Origin of the sequence: Dactylosporangium cerinum (assembly GCF_042653625.1) — a bacterium.
GTDB lineage: Bacteria > Actinomycetota > Actinomycetes > Mycobacteriales > Micromonosporaceae > Dactylosporangium > Dactylosporangium cerinum.
Map to the genome: position 1 here is coordinate 1 of NZ_JBHSIU010000001.1, position 17,316 is coordinate 17,316.

The following is a 17,316-nucleotide window of genomic DNA, read 5'->3' on the forward strand; positions in this document are numbered from 1 at the left end:
CCTCAAGTGGCTCCCACTGGCTGGGCTGCTGGGCCACTACGCACTGTCCGTCGTCATCCCACTCAACGGCTGGCCTCCGCGCCTGCTCTTCCTCACCTACGCGATCTGGGTCGTCGTCACGACCCAACGCACCATCCGGCAGTCCCAGCACCCGGCGCCGCCTCTCCACGAATCCGCCACCCGGCGCAGCGATCTCGATTGACTGCGCCGCGCACACTTCGGCTTGAGCGCCCGGCGGCCGGACGGCCGAACGTGGTGGGTGTCAGCGAGCGGATCGCGGCGTGAGCGGATACGGCTGCGCATGCGCCCGAGACGCTTGAGCTCACCGCGGCCGTCGGTCGACGGCGACCGAGTGACACCGTGGCGCTGTGAGCGTGTGGGATGAGCTGACACCGGAGCAGTGCGCCGTGATGACCCTCGCAACCGAGGAGACGTACCTCAACGGCGTCATCTACTGCCACAACTTCCTCGTGCACCGGGTGACAACCGATGGCGCTGCTATCGCGCCGCCGATATCGGAGGCGGCAGTACGGTCGTTGATCCCGCACTTTGCCCAGGTCGTGGCCGACCTGATGGAACGCAACTGGATCGAGATCCGCGAGCCTTACGACGGGGTGGAAAAACGCCGCACCCATGTCGGCGGCGCAGGTAGCGGCGAGGTTGGCTGATCCGGATTCGTGGATCTGGGACGATGACGGCGGCAGACGGATGGTCATGCTGATGACGACCGACCGATGGGACGCCCTGTTCACCAAGTAAGGTCATCCCGCAGTTGCTGTAGGTCGTCGAACGTCTCGCAGATGGTGTTGTCACCGACGAGCAAGAACCTGGTGACCTCGGGGTGCAACGTCGACGGGGGCAATCGGCGAGTCGGCCGAACATGCCGTCCTTTGGCATGCAGGACTGCTGTGGTCGTCTGGGCAATGCGATCAAGCGCGACCAGCGGCATGACAGCGTGGGTCTACACCCGAGCGCGCAGGCATGGCGCGCAGCGGTGTCAGCTGCATTCGTCGACCGTCGAGTGCGGCCGGTGTCGAGGCGAGGAACGCGAGTTCCTCGGACTGAACCGTCCCGTCGTCAGGGCTCTAGATCGCTGCGATGTCGCGGATCCCGACGACCCGGTTCATGCGTAGCCGGCACAACAAGTTGCCGGACTGGCTGTTGAGCTGACCGTACGTCCCCGCCTCCCCGGCCGGGACGTAGCGCTCGGCGATCCGAGTGGCCCAGGTGGTCAGGTCCGACGGATCCTCGGCGATGGAGACGCCGCCGCGCACCGCAACGAAGTCGTACGGGAACCGCTCGACGTCGACGGTGAGCGCGGCTCTGGGATTGGCGCGCAGGTGACGCCCCTTCACAGAGTCACGGCCGGTACTGAAGACAATGTCAGGGCCGTCGACGATGAACCAGATCGGCGCCACGTGCGGGTCGCCCGTCGGCCCGGCCGTGGCGAGTTTGCCAGTGTGGGTTTCCTCCGCCAGGAAGGCGATCGCTTCGTTCTCGGTCATTGCTGGCACACCTGAAGTGTGTCGCGACTGGCGGCGTCCACAGGATGAGTGTCGGCATGATGTGGCGGACGCCGGTCTGCTGTGTCATCCCTAACGGGGACCGTCGTCGTCGATCTGTCACGACGATTGACGGTCCTTGAAGGCCGCTTCGTACGTCTCGAGCCCCTCGCCCTGTCTCATGTCCCCGCCCTGTTCGCAGCGGGCGGCCGGGACGACGAGGTCTGGCGCTGGCTGAGCGCGCCGACTCCCCGTACATCGCAACGTCGTGCACCCCGCCGAGCGGCGACGAACACAGAAAAACGAGCAGCTGCCCGAGCTCCGCACAATGACAGCTGCATGAGCGCGCACGTGATCTTGGGTGAAGCGGTGCACAGGAGTTCGAGGGCGTCTGGCCGCTCGCGGCGTCAGGTAGCGCTGGGGCCAGCGGCGCGGTGAACGCGAACGCGGTGTCGATCGTGGCGGTGAGGGCCGGGCCGTCGGTGGTGTGCCGGGCGGCCCAGGCGGCGAGCGCGGTGGTGAACGTGGTGAGGTCGCGGTGGACGCCCTGGAGCAGGTCAGCGAGGTGGGCGCGGGTGAGGGTGATGTGCGGGCCGGAAAGGATCGGAGCGCGGTTTTCTGGTGGCCCGGTGTCCTGCCAGACGGTGATCCGGTCGCCGATCGACATCGTGGGGGTCGGGTCGTGGCCGAGCCAGGGCGGTTCGCTGCCGCTGAGGGCGCGGGCCCAGTCGCGCCAGTCCTCCAGGCCGGAGCAGCAGCCCGGCACGAACGCAGTGTTGGTATCCGTCAGGATCAGGCCGCCCGGCGCGATCAGGTGTTCCGCGGTGGCCAGTTCGCCGGGCGGGATGTTGTTGTAGTCGGCGACGACCGCGGCGAACAGCCCGACCTCCGGGTCGCCGCAGGTGCCGTCGAGGGTGAGCCAGGCGCTGGGTTCGAGCGTGGCGACGAGCCACGGCACGGGGTCCGGTGCCGTGAAGGGGGTCTCCAGGACCGCCCGTAACGTGATGGCCACCTGTCGATTCTGCGTTGCGGCATGGGCTGCTGTCATGCGTCAGCCGCAGCCACGACGGCCATACCTGACCTCACTCCTTCGTCCGCCGGGCACAGCGCGTCGTCCTTCTTGGTGGTCGCATGAGCGGCTGCTCTCGTACGCGCGAGCGCTGTCGGCGGCATGTGCGTAAACCGGTTCACGGCGATGGGATCATTGCACGCCGGCGCGGATCAGTAATGCGCGACGATCTGGGCGACCGAGTGACCGAGCAGGCCAGCCACTCGGGCGAGCTCGCCGGCGTCGAGCTCGCCCTGGGCCCGGGTGGGATTCATGGCGCTGATCTCGAACCGCGCGAATCCGATCGGTTCGTCGTAGTGCAAGCCGTCCAGTTCGACGACGGCCTTGCAGCAGGGAACCCTTACGTCCAAGTGTTCAAAGCTCACGCCACCGTTCTGCCTGACCAGGTCGCCCAGCCAGTCCATGGCGATGCTACCGGCGCAGCGCGGACAGGTGATTCGGGTGGTGTACATGCCCGCATCGATCAGCGTTACCCGTTCGTAGAACTGGTTCTCCACCCGCTCGACATCGCCGCCTGAACCTGACAGCAGCTCTGCCACATAGGCCGCGGCGGCTGTGGCGGCCGCGGGCTCGGGCTGCCAGTCTCGGTCGGTCGGTATCAAACGGATGTAGCTGTCACTCACAGTTCTCAGTCTCCCTGGTACCGCGGACCGGGCACGCTGGGTACTCCTGCTCTGTACGGTCATAGGCAGGTCCGAGCACCCGCACCCGCCTTGCAGCGTCATCGGTGGGGAGGCACGGAGCGTGAACGCAGTAGGTGCGGCCGGCGCGCTGCGTCAGCGGCATGAGCGGAAACGTGATCAAGCGCATGCAGCGGCAGATCCGGTTGCGAGGATCGCCCGTGCGGCTGTCATGATCTGCTTCGGCGTGGAGGGATGCGCGGTTGGCGCCGCGCACGGCTGCTCTCGGGGGTATCGATGGACCACGCCTTGGACCGAACGCTGGTCGTCTGGGCGGCGACGTCGCCGGATTCCGGTCGGGTGACACCGGCCCGCCCGGGCTCGACCTGGGTCGGCGCGGTCATCGCGATCGACAAACCGATCCACCGGCGACGGGTTCTCGGCGGCACGATCAACGAATACCGCCGAGCCGCTTGATCCACTCGCAAATCCCCAGCTCACAAGCGTGAACACAGTTTTGGCACGGTACAGGCCGAGCACGGCCATGAACACGGTCTGGACGGCAGCCGGATCGTCCTCGCCGGTGATGCCGTCGGCGTGACCGGCGCGCTCGGCGCGGACATGGCCGACGAGCTCATGCTCCTGGCCGACAAGCGAGGCAGGCTCTCCTTGGCCGGGCACGTACCGGTCGGTCCCCGGACCCTGGCCGTGCTCCGTGCCGCGCTGGCCTGACGGCGCGGACCGATACGTAGTCCGGGCTGGGTTGCGTCTCGCCCAGGCCCGGACAACGTTTCGAAATCACGGGCCCACCAGGCCGCCGGGCTGGTGACAATCAGCTGGTCAAGAGGGCGCTACGGTTGCAGAAACAAGGGATCCTCACGCAATGATCACCGCAGACTTTCCGGTCGATCAGCAACGTCTTCCCAACAAGAGTCATCCACGGGACAGCTAGTGGGATCACGGGCCGTAGTCAACCTGCTGGGGCGCTCGGACGAGCTGGAACTGATCGAGGCTCTGCTTGCCGGGCACAGCCCGACCGGCCCTAGTCTGCTCTTGCGCGGCGGGCCCGGGATCGGCAAGACAACGTTGCTGGACGCAACGGCGGCCCGGGCCGAGGCAGCCGGGCTGCAGGTGTTGCGCGCTTCCGGGGTGGAGTCCGAGGCGGAAATCAACTTCTCGGTGCTGCACCAGTTGCTCTACCCGCTGCGCGAGCGTGCCGACCGGCTGGCCGTGGGCCAGCGTGACGTCGTCGACCGGGTTTTCGATCTCGCGCGGGCAGCCTCGTTGGATCCGTTGGTCGTCTCGACGGCGGTGCTGGCCCTGCTGGGCGAGGTCGGCGCCGAGCGTCGGGTGCTGCTGGTGGTCGACGACGTGCCGTGGCTGGACCGCGCCAGCGCGACGGTGCTGGGCTTCGTCGCCCGCCGCCTCGCCGATACCCCCGTGATGTTCCTGGCCGCGGCCCGCACCGCGGCCGTCAGCTTCTTCGACGAGGTCCACCTGCCCGAACACGATGTCGGCCCGCTCGACGAGCAGCCGGCGGCCACCCTGCTGGACACCTGGCATCCGCAGCTGGCACCGCCGGTGCGGCGTCGGCTGCTCGACGAGGCTGCCGGCAACCCCCTCGCGCTGCGCGAGTTGCCCGTGGCGCTGACCGACCGGCAGCGCCACGGCGAGGAGCCGCTGCCCGTGTTCCTGCCGCTTTCCAGGCGGCTGGAGGCCGCCTTTGCCCCGGCGATCGAGAGCCTGCCCGCACCGACCCGCCACCGGCTGCTGCTGGCCACGCTGAAGCCCGAGGCCGGCCTGGCCATGCTCCTGCCGGCCACGGGTCGCGCGGATGTCGATGATCTTGAGCCAGCGCGACAGACCGGCCTGATCGTTGCGGACCCGGTCGTCAGCCGCATGTCGTTTCGCCCTCCGCTGATCCGCTCGGCGATCGTGCAACTGTCCTCACCGGCCGAGCGCCGCTGGGCGCACGAAGCTCTGGCCGCCGTGACCGACGAGCCGTGCTCGAGGGCGTGGCATCTTGCCGAAGCCGCGACCGGCCCGGACGAAACGGTGGCCCACGCGCTGGAGCAGGCGTTCCTTGCCGAGTTCCGCCGTGGCGGTGCGGCCACCGCGGTGACCGCGCTGGTACGCGCTGCCGAACTGAGCCCGCAACCGGCCGACCGTTCCCGCCGGCTGATCGAGGCCGCGTACCTGGCCAGCAGCACCGGCCCGCTGGACCAGGTGCCCCGGTTGCTGGCCGGCGCCCGGGAGGCAGACAATGCCCGGCTGGTCTCGGGTACGCGCAGCGGATCGGTCTTCGCCGCGGCTACGGCGGTGTACCTGTTTCATGCCGAGGGCGATGTCGATGGCGCGTATCGCCTGCTGACCCGGGCGCTCGACGACGCGGGCACCGCCAAGACCACCAGCGAGTGGATCGACGACCTGCTGTACGCGTTGCTGTTCGTCTGCGTCTACGCCGCCCGACCCGTGTTCTGGGACCTTCTGGGAGACGCGCTGACCCGATTCGACCCGAAGGCGGCAACGCCCCTGCGGCTGTGCTACGACACGTACACCCGCCCGGACCGGACCTCCGCAACGGTGCACGAGGGCCTCGCCCGCGCCTTCGCCGCGCTACCCACCGAAGCGGCACCCCAGTGGCTCATGCCCCTGGCCTTCGCGGCCGTGCGGATGGACGCCCTGTCCGACTATCGCCACCTGGTCTGGCGCATGATCGGACAGGAACGCGAGGGCGGCGCGATCGCCTTGGTACTTTTCGGAATGCTGCTGCTCAGCATCGACTCCTACCACCACGGGCAGTGGGACGAGTCCGAGACACTGGCACGTGAGGGGCTGGACCTGGCAGTCACCTACGGCTACCACCTGCTCAAGGCACAGCTTCGGATCCGGCCGGCATACATCGCGGCCGCCCGCGGCAACGCCGACCTCGCCCAATCCCTGACCAGCGAGATCATGACCTGGGCCGCGCCGCGGGGCCTCGGGCTGACACAGGCATTCGCCCGGCATGCGCGCGCCATCGCGGACCTGGGCCAGGGCGACTACGAAGACGCCTACGCCCAGACCTCCTGGATCAGCCTGCCCGGCATCCCCGGCACCGGCATTCCTGCCCGCTGGATGGTCATGGACCTGGTCGAGGCGGACGTGCGCACCGGGCGGGTCGAGGAGGCCCGCGCCCACGTCGCCACCGCCCAGCAGGACGGCGTCCCCCGCTTCTCCTCCCACACGGCGCTGATCACCGCCGGGGCGGCGGCTCTGGCCACCGACGACGACCAGGCCGACCCGTTGTTCCAGGCCGCCCTGGCCCTGCCCGACGCCGAACGGTGGCCGTGGGAACACGCGCGCATCCACCTCGCCTACGGACAATGGCTACGCCGCACCCGCGACACCACCCGCGCCCGCCTACACCTCCGCGCCGCCATCGACACCTTCGACCGGCTCGGCGCCGAACCGTGGGCACAGCGGGCCCGCCACGAACTCCGCGCCACCGGAGTTGCCGTCACCGCCCGACCCGACACCGGCACAGCCACGCTGACCGCTCAGGAACGACAGATCGCCACGCTGGCCGCCACCGGTCTGACCAACAAACAGATCGCCGAGCGGCTCTTCCTGTCCCACCGCACCGTGAGTGGCCACCTGCACCGGATCTTCCCCAAGCTCGGTATCACCTCCCGCGCGGCCCTGCGCGACGCCCTGGACACGATCACGCCCGACGAGAACAACCATGCCCCACAGTCAGCGTCCGCACCGAAGATCAGGACGGCCGACGATCCCGTTCGGTAACGCACCGCTGAACCTGCTGAACAGAACTCCCTGCTCAACGTTTTCAGCCGGTACGGCGACCATCCAGGCCCAAGAAGTACCTGGATCAGTCACCCCTCGTCCATGGTGGCCGTCATATCCTGGGTGCCGACCACCGACAGCAGCCGGAGTGCGTTGTGGGACAGGCTGCCGCGTTCGGCGGTGAAGCAGACCAGGTACTGGTCGCGCATGGGCACGGCGAGGGTGTCGCAGTTGAGCTGGAGCGTGCCGACCACCGGGTGCCGCATGGTCTTGTAGTGATGGAAGCCGGTCTCGACGTGGTGGTCGTCCCACAGCTCGGCGAACTCGGCACTGTGCTCGTACAGCGTCTTGACCATGGTGCGGATCTGCGGGTCACGTGGGTAGCGGCCGGCGGCGGTGCGCAGCTGGCCGACTGCCAGCCGGCCGAACTCCTCAGCGCCGGTCATCCCATAGTGGCGTGTGGCGGGGTCCGGGTCCAGGAAGTGACGGTGGATGAGGTTGCGCCGGGCCGGTGGGACGGCGGAGAAGTCCTCGAACAGGGCGGCGGCGAGGGAATTCCAGGCGATGACGTCGTAGCGGGCGTTGACCACGAACGCCGCGATGTCGGTCATGTGTTCCAGCAGGTTCAGCACCGTGGCCGGCACGTCCGAGCGCGGTCCAGCCAGCGATTCCGGGACGACGCCGGCGAGCTCGAAGAGGTGGCTGCGCTCGTCGGTGTTGAGCCGCAGGGCGCGGGCCAGCTCGCCAAGGACCCGCGGGGACGGGCTGGACCCTCGGGCCTGTTCCAGCCGTGCGTAGTACTCGACGGAGATATGCGCGAGCCGGGCGACCTCTTCGCGGCGCAGCCCCGGCGTGCGCCGTGCGGTGCCGGCCGGCAGGCCGACGTTCTGTGGTCGCAGCCGCTCGCGCATGGTGCGCAGGAACTCGGCCAGGTCGTTGCGGTCCATGACGGCAAGTATTGTCCGCGGTCCGCATGCTGCCAGGCACAGATTGTACGTGGATGAGCCGCACGCCCGGACGCCTCGGACCGCCCTGCCAGCCCGAGGCGCCCGCGGCCCGTTGGATGATCAGGGATGGACCTGTGAGCCGACACCGAGGTCGAGGCGGATCGACTCGAGGATGACCAGGGTGCTGCTGGTCGTGAACACGTCCGCGGCGGCCAGCACGCCGGTGTACTTCGCGATCACCGGTGCGGCGGCGTAGTCGGTCACGGCGTCGAGGTACGTCTTCACCGCCGCCCAGGTGTTCGGGCCGTACTTCACGAAGTACGGTGTCGGGTCGACGGTGGCGAGGGCGGTGCGCACGTTCGTGGCGATGTCCGTGATGTACCGCTGGTGCAGCACGACGTCGTCGCGGGTGCCGAGCCGGCCCAGGTGCCCGGCGATGTAGTGCTTCCAAGGGTACGACAGGGCGGTGGCCGGTGCGGCCATGAAGCCGGGTATGTCCTCGCTGAGGTTGAGGTTGTAGATGGGCACCCAGCCGGGGATCGCGACGTCGACGAGCATCAGCGTGTCGTGGTCGGGCAGGTGGATGTAGACGTTGTCCGGCGTGTGGTTGGTGCCGTGCCAGGCCAGGTTGATCCGCTGCCCGCCGACACGCAGCGTGTAGCGGTCCTTGAAGGTGACGTCGGGTGCCGGCCGGGTCGGGTCGTTGTCGCGTAGCAGCAGCCGCTTGGTTTCGGCGTGGCCGAACCGCACCACGTTGCGGCCGAACAGCGACGAGGCGCCGAGATGGTCGGCGTGGTGGTGCGAGTACACCAGATGCGTCACCTTGTTCGACACACCGTTGGCGGCGGCGATCTGGTCGATGGCCCGCTGCAGGTTGTGCCCGATCGTCGGGGGCGCGTCGAACAGCACGACACCGTCGCTGGTGGTCAAGAACGCCGCCTGGTAGGTGCCATCGGTCACCCAGTACAGGTTCCGCTCCACCTGCCCGATGTAGTAGCCCTGCTCGTTGAGCGCAGGCCCGAGCGCCGATGCAGGGACAGGCGCGTAGTCGGGAAGCGTGATTTCGGCGTACGCGGGTCGGGCGGATGCAGGTCCGGCAAGGGCACCGACCGCCAGCGTGGCGATCGACGGTGCGGCCACGACGGCGGCGGTCCGGGTGAGGAACGACCGCCGGCTCGTGGACGGCGTGGATTCGGACACGGTTGTCTCTCCTTGAATCGTGCGATGAAGGCAGCTGTCCACAGTGGCCGGGCCGGGCCGAGTGGCCGGTCGGGTGGGCTCAGCCCGGCTGGCTCAGTCGGTGGTGAGGGCGTCTTTGTGCGCGGTCAGCCAGTCGCGGAAAGTCTGCAGGCCGGGGTGCAGGTTCCGGACGAGGTCCAGGTCGCGGGCGCCGGTAAACGCGTCGGCGGCCTCGGTGTAGTACTGGAACATGTTGCCGATCTCCGCGGCGGCGGGCATGCCCAGCGCGCGGAACTCGTCGTGGGTCAGCGGCCGGTAGGCGACCGGCTCGCCGTACAGCTCAGCGAACCCCGCCGCCAGCTGCTCGCCGGTCAGATGTTCGCCGGCGATGCTGACCGTAGCGCCAATGAACTCCTCGCCACGGGCGAAGACGCCCAGCGCGACCCGGCCGATGTCCTCGGCGGCGATCCCGGCCAACGCGCTGTCACCCATCGGCAGCGTCAGCACCAGGCGGCCGGTGTCATCGCGGCGCGGGGCGAAGCCCTGCAGGAACGCCTCCCAGTAGAAGGTGGTGCGCAGCAACGTCGTCGGCACGCCGAGGTCGATGAAGAACCGGTCCGCCTCGGCCTTGGCGTCGAAGTGCGGAACCGTGTACGACCCCTCAAGGACCGGCACCCGCGGGTCGGTGACCGGGATGTGCGCGCGGGTGTCCTCCAGCGTCGACCAGATGACGTGCGCAAGCCCGGCGCCCTTCGCCGCCCGCGCCGCGTTACCGGCCTGGGCCAGCTCGATCTGCGGGGACATGCCTTCCCAGTAGTTCGTCACCACGTACGCGCCGTACGCGCCGGCGAACGCCCGGCGCAGGCTGGCCTCGTCCCCGAGGTCCGCCTCGACCACCTCCGCCCCGCGCTCGGCCAGCGCACGCGCCTTGTCCGAACCCGCCCGGCGGGTGATCACGCGGACCGCGAACGGCCCGTCCGGGTCCGCCAGGATGGCGCTCGCCAGCCCACCACCCTGCGCACCCGTGGCTCCCACCACCGCGATGATCTTCTTCTCCGACACCGTCACTCCTCACATCGTGTCTGCGTGACGGGCCCGGGTTCTGCGCCCTGTCACGGCTCGATCGTGCGAGCACACTGGAGGACCAACCAGGTACAGACTGGGCGCGGCTCGCAAACTGACCCGATACAGCCGTGGACGGTGATCGCAGTGGCACCACGGTGGATCACAGCCCACGCCCCAGACGCCGGCGGCCAGCCCGGGACCGTGCAGCCATTCGGTGTTGCGCACCGCGCCCAGCGCCACTACCGCCACGTCGGTGTCGACGGTGGTCCCGTCGGACAGGTGGGCGCGGCGCAGCCGGCCGTCACCGTCGCCCTCCAGTGAGGAGACGGTGACGCCACAGCGCAGGTCGACGCCGTGCCCCCGCTGCAGGTCGGCGGCCACGGCGCCGATCTGTCGTCGCACGCACGGTGGCCGAGTGCGCTGCGCCCGTTCACGCATCAGACCTCTGAGACGCAGCGTGCAGCCGCTGGCAGTCGACGTCGGTCGGCAGGGTGGCGAACAGCGACGTCCCGCGACCTGCCGGACTCGACAACCTCAGGTGCCCGCCAAGCGCCTCGACCCGGTCGGTGAGGCCCACCAACCCCGAGCCGAGGGCCGGGTCGGCTCCCCCGACACCGTCGTCGCGAACTGAAACCACGAGCACCTCACGCCCGGTCGCGCGATCGACGGTGATGTCCACGTTGACGTCGACCGCGGAGGCCTGTGCATATTTGGCGGCATTCGTGAGCGCCTCGGACACGACGTAGTACGCGGCCACCTCGACGCAGTCGGGCAGCCGGCGCTTGGGACCCGGGCTGACGGTGACCGGGGCGGGGCTTCGGCGGGCGAGCGTCTTGAGCGCGGACATGAGGCCGCCCTGGGACAGGATGGCCGGGTGGAGGCCCCGGGAGATCTCCCGCAGGTCGTCGAACCTTCGCTCGTCCGGGACAGCTGGGCCTTGAGCTCGCCGCAGTCGGCGGGCACCGACGCCTCCGCCGCGCGAAGTTCCAGGTCGAGCGACACCAGGCGCTGCTGGACACCGTCGTGCCGTTACGCCAGTTTCAAGGCAGTGCGATTTGCCGGCCCGGTACGCAACGGAACCGGTGACCTGCGTCTACGAACATCCGACTGCTTCAGCGCATCGCTGTACGCGAGCTGCTGCGCGCGCTCACTGAATCAACATCTGCCGACGCGGTGTCAAGCAGCTGCCCGCAGTCGATGTCGGTTGGTAGCGTGACGAACAGTGACGTCCCGTGACCTACCGGACTTGCGAACCGCAGGTGTCCACCGAGCGCCTCGACCCGGTCGACGAGACCCACGAGCCCCGAGCCGAGCGCCGGGTCGGCGCCGCCGATGCCGTCGTCGCGGATCGACAGGGTGAGGATCTCCCGCTGGCTTGTGTCGTCGGCGGTGACGTCGACGTCGACGTCGATCGAGGAGGCGTGGGCGTGCTTGGCCACGTTGGTGAGCGCCTCGGACACGATGTAGTACGCGGCGACCTCGACGCAACTAGGTAGCTGGCGTTTGGGGCCTGGGTTGATCGTGACAGGGACGGGGCTGCGGCGGGCGAGCGTCTTCAGCGCGGGTCTCAGGCCACCCTGGGAGAGGATGGCCGGGTGGAGGCCACGGGAGATCTCCTGCAGGTCATGGAACGCGTTGGCCAGGCCTTCGGTTGTCCGGTCGAGCCGCTCCTTGACCTCGTCGGGGTCGCCCGGCAGCAGCGCCTGGGCCTCGCGGAGTTCGAGGCCGAGCGACACGAGGCGCTGCTGGACGCCGTCGTGCAGGTCGCGTTCGATACGGCGGCGGGCCTCATCGGCGGCCAGGACGATCCGGGTACGCGACATGTTGAGCTCCGCCCGGCTCTCGGTGTTCGCGACGGCGGTGCCGACGAGGTCGGCGAACTGCGCCAGCCGGTTTTCGGTATCGGGTGGCGGCGGCTCTCGCCGGGCCCACAGGACAACGAGGGCGCCCCCCACGCGGCCCTCGACCATGATCGGCGCGGCGACCGACGAGCGGATGCCTTTCGCCCGAACCAGGTCGGCGAAGGCACCGCGGCGGTCGTCGTAGCTGTCCACGCGGGCCGGGCGGGAGGTACGGAGCACCAGCTCCGTGATACCGCCCTCGACGAAGGGCCCACCGTCCAGCAGGCGCTCGAGGCCCGGCTTGCTGTGCTCGGCGACTACGGTGACGGTGCCGGCGGTCTCGAAACGGAACAGCCTCGAGGCGTCCGCGTCGAACAGCTGCGCCGTCTCGGCGGCGACCGCGGCGACAACGTCGGCCGGGGGCACACCGTGCGCGACGAGCACCGCCACCCGCCGCAGGCTCGCCTGCTCGCTAGCGAGCTCGCGCAGAGAGTTGCCCGTGGCCTCACGCTCGCTCGCGGTCCGCAGCAGGAGCTCCAGCCGGGGCACCACCCGGTCGCGCAGCTGCCGCAGGATCGACTCAGACACGCCGGCCGAGACGCTAAGGGTCCCGGTCCGAGAGCCGTACCGCAGCGGGAACGCCACCCGCCGTTCGTCGCCTGGGACGCTGTCGAGCTCGATCGCCGCGAACGGCAGCTGCAACGCCCGCGCCAGGCGGCGCGACGCCTCCGGCAGCCACGAGCGCAGATCGTCCGAAGCCAGCATGAGGCGGGCCAGATCGGCGAAGACGTCGGACTCCCGGCGGCGTTCGACCGCCTCGACCGCCCGGACGCGGGCCAGCTGGGCCAACGAACTGGCCAGCATCGCCACGACGAGGAACACTGCGAGTTCCACCCACTCCTTCGTGTCCTGGACGTCGAGGCGCCGAACGGGCGGGACGTAGAAGATGTTGTAAGCCGTGGCGCTCACGACCAGCACCGCCACCCCCAGCCACAGGCCCCACACCGTCGAGACCACCAGCACACCCGGGAGGAAGACCACCACCAGGGTGTTCAGCGACGCGACGCGTCCGAGCGGATAGACCAGCAGTGTCTCGACCACGACGAACAGCGCGCCGACCGTGATCCCCAGCGCGAGCGGCGGCGGCTTCGGCCGCACCAGCCAAGCCGCAAGGCGTGCCTGCATCACCGAACCGAACCTCTCTCCACAACCCGACGCGCCACCAGCATCACCCTGATCGCCACTGGCTGGTGGTACGGCGCAAGCGATTCGCCGCGTCACCCCCACCCCCGGCCATGGCGGCTTCGCAAGCTGGACACCGCGACGAGGCCGTCGTGTCCGCCCCGACAACCACCGAGCCGGTCACCGCACGTCACGCTATGCCGGTCACCGATCGCAATCGAGTGGGCCACCGGGTGACAACCGACGGGTCGACCGGCCCGACATCAACGTTTGAGCCAGGCCCTCGACGTCCGCGACCGGGTCCCGGCCCTCCACCTTCGGAGGATAACCAGATTACCGGTCCACCGGCGGGGGTCAGCCGCCGGCGTCCGGCTTGACGGCCGCCACCACGGCAGAGGCCATCCGGATCGACCCGGTCCCGGTCGGGTGGAAGGGGTTGCTGTCGCCGAGGCCCTGGATGTCGGCGCCGAGACCGTCGACGCTGTCGGTGCACAGCGGGGCGAGCCGTGGCGTGGCGATGCTGAACCGGTACTTCTGCGCGCCGCTGACCAGCAGGTCGTTGAGCGCCTTGTTGCGGCTCGACAACACCGTGATGCCGGCCGGTGTCAGCCCGCTGACGCCGGCCGGGCCCTTGGCGTCGCCGCAGTTCGCGTCCGGATTGAACACGTCGTAGGACGTCATGACGATGATCTGCGGCCGGCCGGGGAGGTCGTTGAGCGCCTGGAGGAGCTCACCGTAGTCCCGGTCGAACGCGGCGAGCCGGTAGTCGAACTCGCCCTCGGTGAGGTTGTCCTGGCAGTCAGCGGCGTAGCAGTATCGCAGGAAGTCGCCCCAGGACAGGTCGTTCGGGCCAATCACGACCGTGACGAACTTCAGTCCTTGCACCTGCTGCAACCGCCCGACCTGGCTGGGTAGCGTCCGCCCGCCCTGTGTCTGCGGACCGAGCAGGCCGCTGGGGATGGAGGCCCCGGAGCAGGCCAGGTTCAGCACCCGGGACCCCTGCATGCTGCCGATCTCGCCGGCGAGGGAATCCGAGCTACGCCCGCAGGCGGTGTCGTCCGCGGTGGCGCCGGCGACCGGCGCGCCCCCGACGCGGGCGGCACGCGAGTCGCCGATCACCGCGCCGGTGTAGCCGGTGGCCTTGGGGCCCACCGGCAGGGGCGGGAGGTGGTGGGTGCCGACGAGGTCGGCGAGCGACCGGACGCCCTGAAGCCCCTGCACCGTGCCCGAATAGGCGAGCGCCCCGGCTCCGGCCCAGGCGACCATGGTGACCGCGACGGCGACGGCCGTCATCCGGAGGCTCTGCCGGGTGCCGCGCTGCCACAGCTCCGCCGCCGGAAGGTGCTGGTGTGGTCGACGGCTCTGCCGCCGGAGGGTGGCCAGGATGCGGAGGTGGGCGGCGACCGCGGTCGCGGTAAGGGTGACGGCGAGCAGGCCGAGGGTGGCCCAGCCGTACCACCGCAGGAACCCGGTGCCGACCGTGGACATCGCCGTGGCCCGCACCTGTGAGCCCGTCGCAGGGTCGGCCGCGGCGGCGGCCGCGGCGTTGCGCTGGATCGGCCCGAGCGTCAGCTGCGGTCGCAGGGGTCCGTAGACCTCCAGGGGCGCGACGTCGAGCCGGGTGTTGCCGATCTGCACCAGTTGGACCGGCCCGGACAGCGACGGGCTGGGCACCCGCGCGCCCACGAACAGCTCCTGACCGGCGACCGTCAACTGCTGGGGTGGCGTCAGCGCGATGGTCGCGGGAATGCCGACGAGCAGACAGAACGCCATCAGCAACACGGTCGGCAGGGTGCGTGCCTCTCGCAGGACGGCACGAAGCCCCCGCCCGTTCTCGGACCTCACGACTTCTCGGTTCTCCCATCCGGGGGACGCACAGGATTTCGGCGCTTTCGGGCGACGCGCCGTCACACCCGGCCGGGCGGCTGCCCGTCCGCGGGGCGCCGGCCGGTCAGTGCCGCGGACGACGCAGACGTCGGGGTGGCTCAGCGGCGCGGCGGCCTGCGCCTCGGCGCGCAGCTGCCTTCGTCGCGCTGCTCCGTGTCGAGCAGTTTTCACGGCCACCCGGCGCTTGAGCACCTCGTCGTGCGCACCCACACGACCGACATGCCGCCCTTGCCGATGGGTTCGATCAGCCGGTACCGGCCGGACAGCAGCCGAGAAGTCGCTACCACGCCCGGCCCGCCGGCAGGGTGAGGTCGCGCCCCGACGCGGCTGATCCTCCGCCAGTCCGGCGCCTCCCCGCCGGTCGTCCCGGTGTGCGGCGGCCGGTCGCCGGCGAGCGGGTCGAGGTCACCCTCGCTGAGCACCGCCGCACGCAGCGAAACCGCCACCAGTTCCGCCAGCAGCGCGCTCACGCGCACCTGCCGACCCTCGGCCGGTTGCAGCGCGCGGACCTCCGAATCGGCGCGGAAGGGGTTGCACGCCTCGTCGATGGCGGCCACCTGGTCGATGACCAGTCTCCGTGCGTCGGGGAGCTGGTCCCGCAAGGTGACGAGCAGGTGCATGGTCGTGTTCCACACCGGCCACATGGCGGCGCCTGTCATGCGGGTGTGCGGAATGCTGTCCTGATACATCGGATCCTCACTCCTCGGTGTCGTGGGTCCCATGCTGGGTAGCAAAGTTATCCGTGGGCTGTGCGCCGCCTGACGGAGTCCTGTCCGGTCGCACCTGCCGCCAGGCGGGAGCCGGGTGAGCCGACACCATGGCGAAGGACCACCGCTGTCGCCGACGCGGTCAGCGACGCCCGGATCCCCGGTCCGGATCACTACTGGCGTCTCGAGCTGCCCGACGAGCCGATTATCGTGACGGGCGATGAGGGCAGCCTCCGCGAGCTGGTGGCGAACCTCCTGAGCAATGGCCGCGTCCATACGCCGCCGGGCACCACGGTGGCGACGCGGCTGGTGGTGGCGGAGAGGCAGGCCACCCTCACCGTCCTGGACGACAGTCCGGGCATCCCGGCCGACCTGGTTTCCACCATCTTCGACCGCTTCACCGCGAGGCGTCCCGGCGTCACACCGTCGGCACCGGCGGCTTGGCCTAGCCATCCTGCAGGCGATCGTGCCGGTGTACCAGGAGCAGGCGATCCTCGCGGGGTCTCTAACGGTGACGGTCGTGGTCGCACGGCTCGCGCTGGCGGTGCGGCTGCGGGCGGTCGACGTGGCCGCCGTCGTCGCCCTCGGGGTGCTGGCCACGTCGTCCGGTCCGCAGGAGCCGGCGCGGCTGTCCAGCGCGGTGCGGTTCGGCCTGGCCGCGGTGTGCGTTCCGGTGGCGGTGGCCGGCTGGGTCGGCGTGCGGCGGGGGCCGCCCGGCGCGAGCGCGGCGCTGGCCGGGCTGGCGTTCGGCGGTACCGCGCTGTGTGCGCGTGCGCTGATCCTGCCCGTACTGTCGCCGCCGGATCTTCCGATGGTTCTGGGAACGTTGGCCGCCGATCCGCTGGTCTGGGGGTTGCTCGGGTTCGGCGGCACCGGAATGCCGCTCTACGCGCACGCGCTGGAACACGGCCAGGTCGGTCCGGTCACCGCGCTGCTGTGGATCGTCGAGGTCGCCGTGCCGTCGGCCGTCGGCGTCCTGCTGCTCGGCGACACGGTGCGGGCCGGTTGGGGCATAGCCGCGGCGACGGCTTTCGTCGCGGTCGTCGCCGCGGCGGCCGTGCTGGCCAACGCGCCCGCGCAGGGCCTTTCTATCTGACGAGGTTGACTGCTGCGGCGAGGAGGTCGAAGTCGGCGGCGATGCGGAGCCGGTCGCGCATGCGTTCTCGGCGTCCGCCGTGGCGGCGGCGCATGAGGTGGCATCGTCCTGGCGGCGACGGCCGCCGGCACGGCGCGGGGCACGCTGCGACTGCCACACCGGTCGATGTAGCGGGCGACGCCGTCCACCGCCAGGTCGCGTTCGCCGCCTCAACCGCCGTGAGGCGGCAAGCCACGCGGCGTCATGCGCCGGCTCAGCTGCCGGCCTCCAGCTGAATCAGTGCCTGTGCGGACAGCACAGCCCGATCCGGCCACGGCGGTCGAGGCTGGCCGACCCGCCAGCGCAACACCGCGACCCCGTGCCGCACTGCGTGACATCCACGCAAGCCACCAGACACTGCCTACGGCCAGATACGACGGGAGTGGCGCCGAAGCTCCA

General features: G+C 70.1%; 15 protein-coding genes and 1 pseudogene. 6 read left to right on the forward strand and 10 right to left on the reverse strand.

Annotation, left to right across the window (positions count from 1 at the left end; translation table 11 throughout):
* Nucleotides 1–202, forward strand: a 202-nt coding sequence (locus tag ACFPIJ_RS00005; RefSeq protein WP_380112406.1) for a hypothetical protein, incomplete at its 5' end; no start/stop codon positions are given.
* Between the two features lie 166 nt (nt 203–368).
* Complete coding sequence (locus tag ACFPIJ_RS00010) at nt 369–668, forward strand: hypothetical protein (protein WP_380112407.1); 300 nt, start codon at nt 369–371, stop codon at nt 666–668.
* Between the two features lie 417 nt (nt 669–1,085).
* On the opposite strand, the gene ACFPIJ_RS00015 is transcribed toward ACFPIJ_RS00010, so the two are convergent.
* Both ACFPIJ_RS00015 and ACFPIJ_RS00020 read right to left on the reverse strand, forming a co-directional pair.
* Nucleotides 1,086–1,505 (reverse strand): PPOX class F420-dependent oxidoreductase, encoded by a 420-nt coding sequence (locus tag ACFPIJ_RS00015; protein ID WP_380112409.1) that lies wholly within the window; start codon nt 1,503–1,505, stop codon nt 1,086–1,088.
* Nucleotides 1,506–2,723: 1,218 nt separating this feature from the next.
* The gene (locus ACFPIJ_RS00020; protein WP_380112410.1) at nt 2,724–3,194 is read right to left on the reverse strand and encodes a hypothetical protein; all 471 of its coding nucleotides are present in this window, start codon (nt 3,192–3,194) and stop codon (nt 2,724–2,726) included.
* A 252-nt stretch (nt 3,195–3,446) separates the two neighbouring features.
* Between ACFPIJ_RS00020 and ACFPIJ_RS00025 the strand changes: the two genes are divergently transcribed.
* Nucleotides 3,447–3,668 (forward strand): hypothetical protein, encoded by a 222-nt coding sequence (locus ACFPIJ_RS00025; protein ID WP_380112411.1) that lies wholly within the window; start codon nt 3,447–3,449, stop codon nt 3,666–3,668.
* Between the two features lie 474 nt (nt 3,669–4,142).
* Nucleotides 4,143–6,974: a LuxR C-terminal-related transcriptional regulator gene (locus ACFPIJ_RS00030; RefSeq protein WP_380112412.1), complete on the forward strand. Its 2,832-nt coding sequence runs from the start codon at nt 4,143–4,145 to the stop codon at nt 6,972–6,974.
* Nucleotides 6,975–7,063: 89 nt separating this feature from the next.
* Here the strand turns inward: ACFPIJ_RS00030 and ACFPIJ_RS00035 are convergent, their stop codons facing one another.
* The 8 genes from ACFPIJ_RS00035 to ACFPIJ_RS00070 form a co-directional block, all read right to left on the reverse strand.
* Entirely contained in the window at nt 7,064–7,921 is an 858-nt protein-coding gene (locus tag ACFPIJ_RS00035) for a helix-turn-helix transcriptional regulator (RefSeq protein ID WP_380112413.1), read from the reverse strand.
* A gap of 120 nt (nt 7,922–8,041) precedes the next feature.
* Nucleotides 8,042–9,121, reverse strand: a complete 1,080-nt coding sequence (locus ACFPIJ_RS00040; protein WP_380112414.1) for an MBL fold metallo-hydrolase — start codon at nt 9,119–9,121, stop codon at nt 8,042–8,044.
* A gap of 93 nt (nt 9,122–9,214) precedes the next feature.
* A complete protein-coding gene (locus ACFPIJ_RS00045; RefSeq protein ID WP_380112415.1) occupies nt 9,215–10,162 on the reverse strand; it encodes an NmrA/HSCARG family protein in 948 nt (315 codons plus the stop codon).
* A gap of 9 nt (nt 10,163–10,171) precedes the next feature.
* Nucleotides 10,172–10,603: an FAD-dependent oxidoreductase gene (locus ACFPIJ_RS00050; protein ID WP_380112416.1), complete on the reverse strand. Its 432-nt coding sequence runs from the start codon at nt 10,601–10,603 to the stop codon at nt 10,172–10,174.
* The gene (locus tag ACFPIJ_RS00055; RefSeq protein ID WP_380112417.1) at nt 10,596–11,012 is read right to left on the reverse strand and encodes a sensor histidine kinase; all 417 of its coding nucleotides are present in this window, start codon (nt 11,010–11,012) and stop codon (nt 10,596–10,598) included. The genes ACFPIJ_RS00050 and ACFPIJ_RS00055 overlap by 8 nt, the downstream gene beginning before the upstream one ends.
* A 265-nt stretch (nt 11,013–11,277) precedes the next feature.
* Nucleotides 11,278–13,191: a sensor histidine kinase gene (locus ACFPIJ_RS00060; RefSeq protein ID WP_380112418.1), complete on the reverse strand. Its 1,914-nt coding sequence runs from the start codon at nt 13,189–13,191 to the stop codon at nt 11,278–11,280.
* A gap of 351 nt (nt 13,192–13,542) precedes the next feature.
* Nucleotides 13,543–14,961 carry a GDSL-type esterase/lipase family protein gene (locus tag ACFPIJ_RS00065; protein ID WP_380112419.1) on the reverse strand — a complete coding sequence of 473 codons (1,419 nt, stop codon included), beginning with the start codon at nt 14,959–14,961 and terminating at the stop codon, nt 13,543–13,545.
* 281 nt (nt 14,962–15,242) lie between these two features.
* On the reverse strand, nt 15,243–15,764 hold the full coding sequence (locus tag ACFPIJ_RS00070) for an FAD:protein FMN transferase (protein WP_380112420.1): 522 nt from the start codon (nt 15,762–15,764) through the stop codon (nt 15,243–15,245).
* Between the two features lie 228 nt (nt 15,765–15,992).
* On the opposite strand from ACFPIJ_RS00070, the pseudogene ACFPIJ_RS00075 reads away from it, so the two are divergent.
* Nucleotides 15,993–16,175, forward strand: a pseudogene (locus ACFPIJ_RS00075) (ATP-binding protein); the annotation flags it as partial.
* A 79-nt stretch (nt 16,176–16,254) separates the two neighbouring features.
* Nucleotides 16,255–16,878 (forward strand): hypothetical protein, encoded by a 624-nt coding sequence (locus tag ACFPIJ_RS00080; RefSeq protein ID WP_380112421.1) that lies wholly within the window; start codon nt 16,255–16,257, stop codon nt 16,876–16,878.
* Nucleotides 16,879–17,316 lie beyond the last annotated feature (438 nt).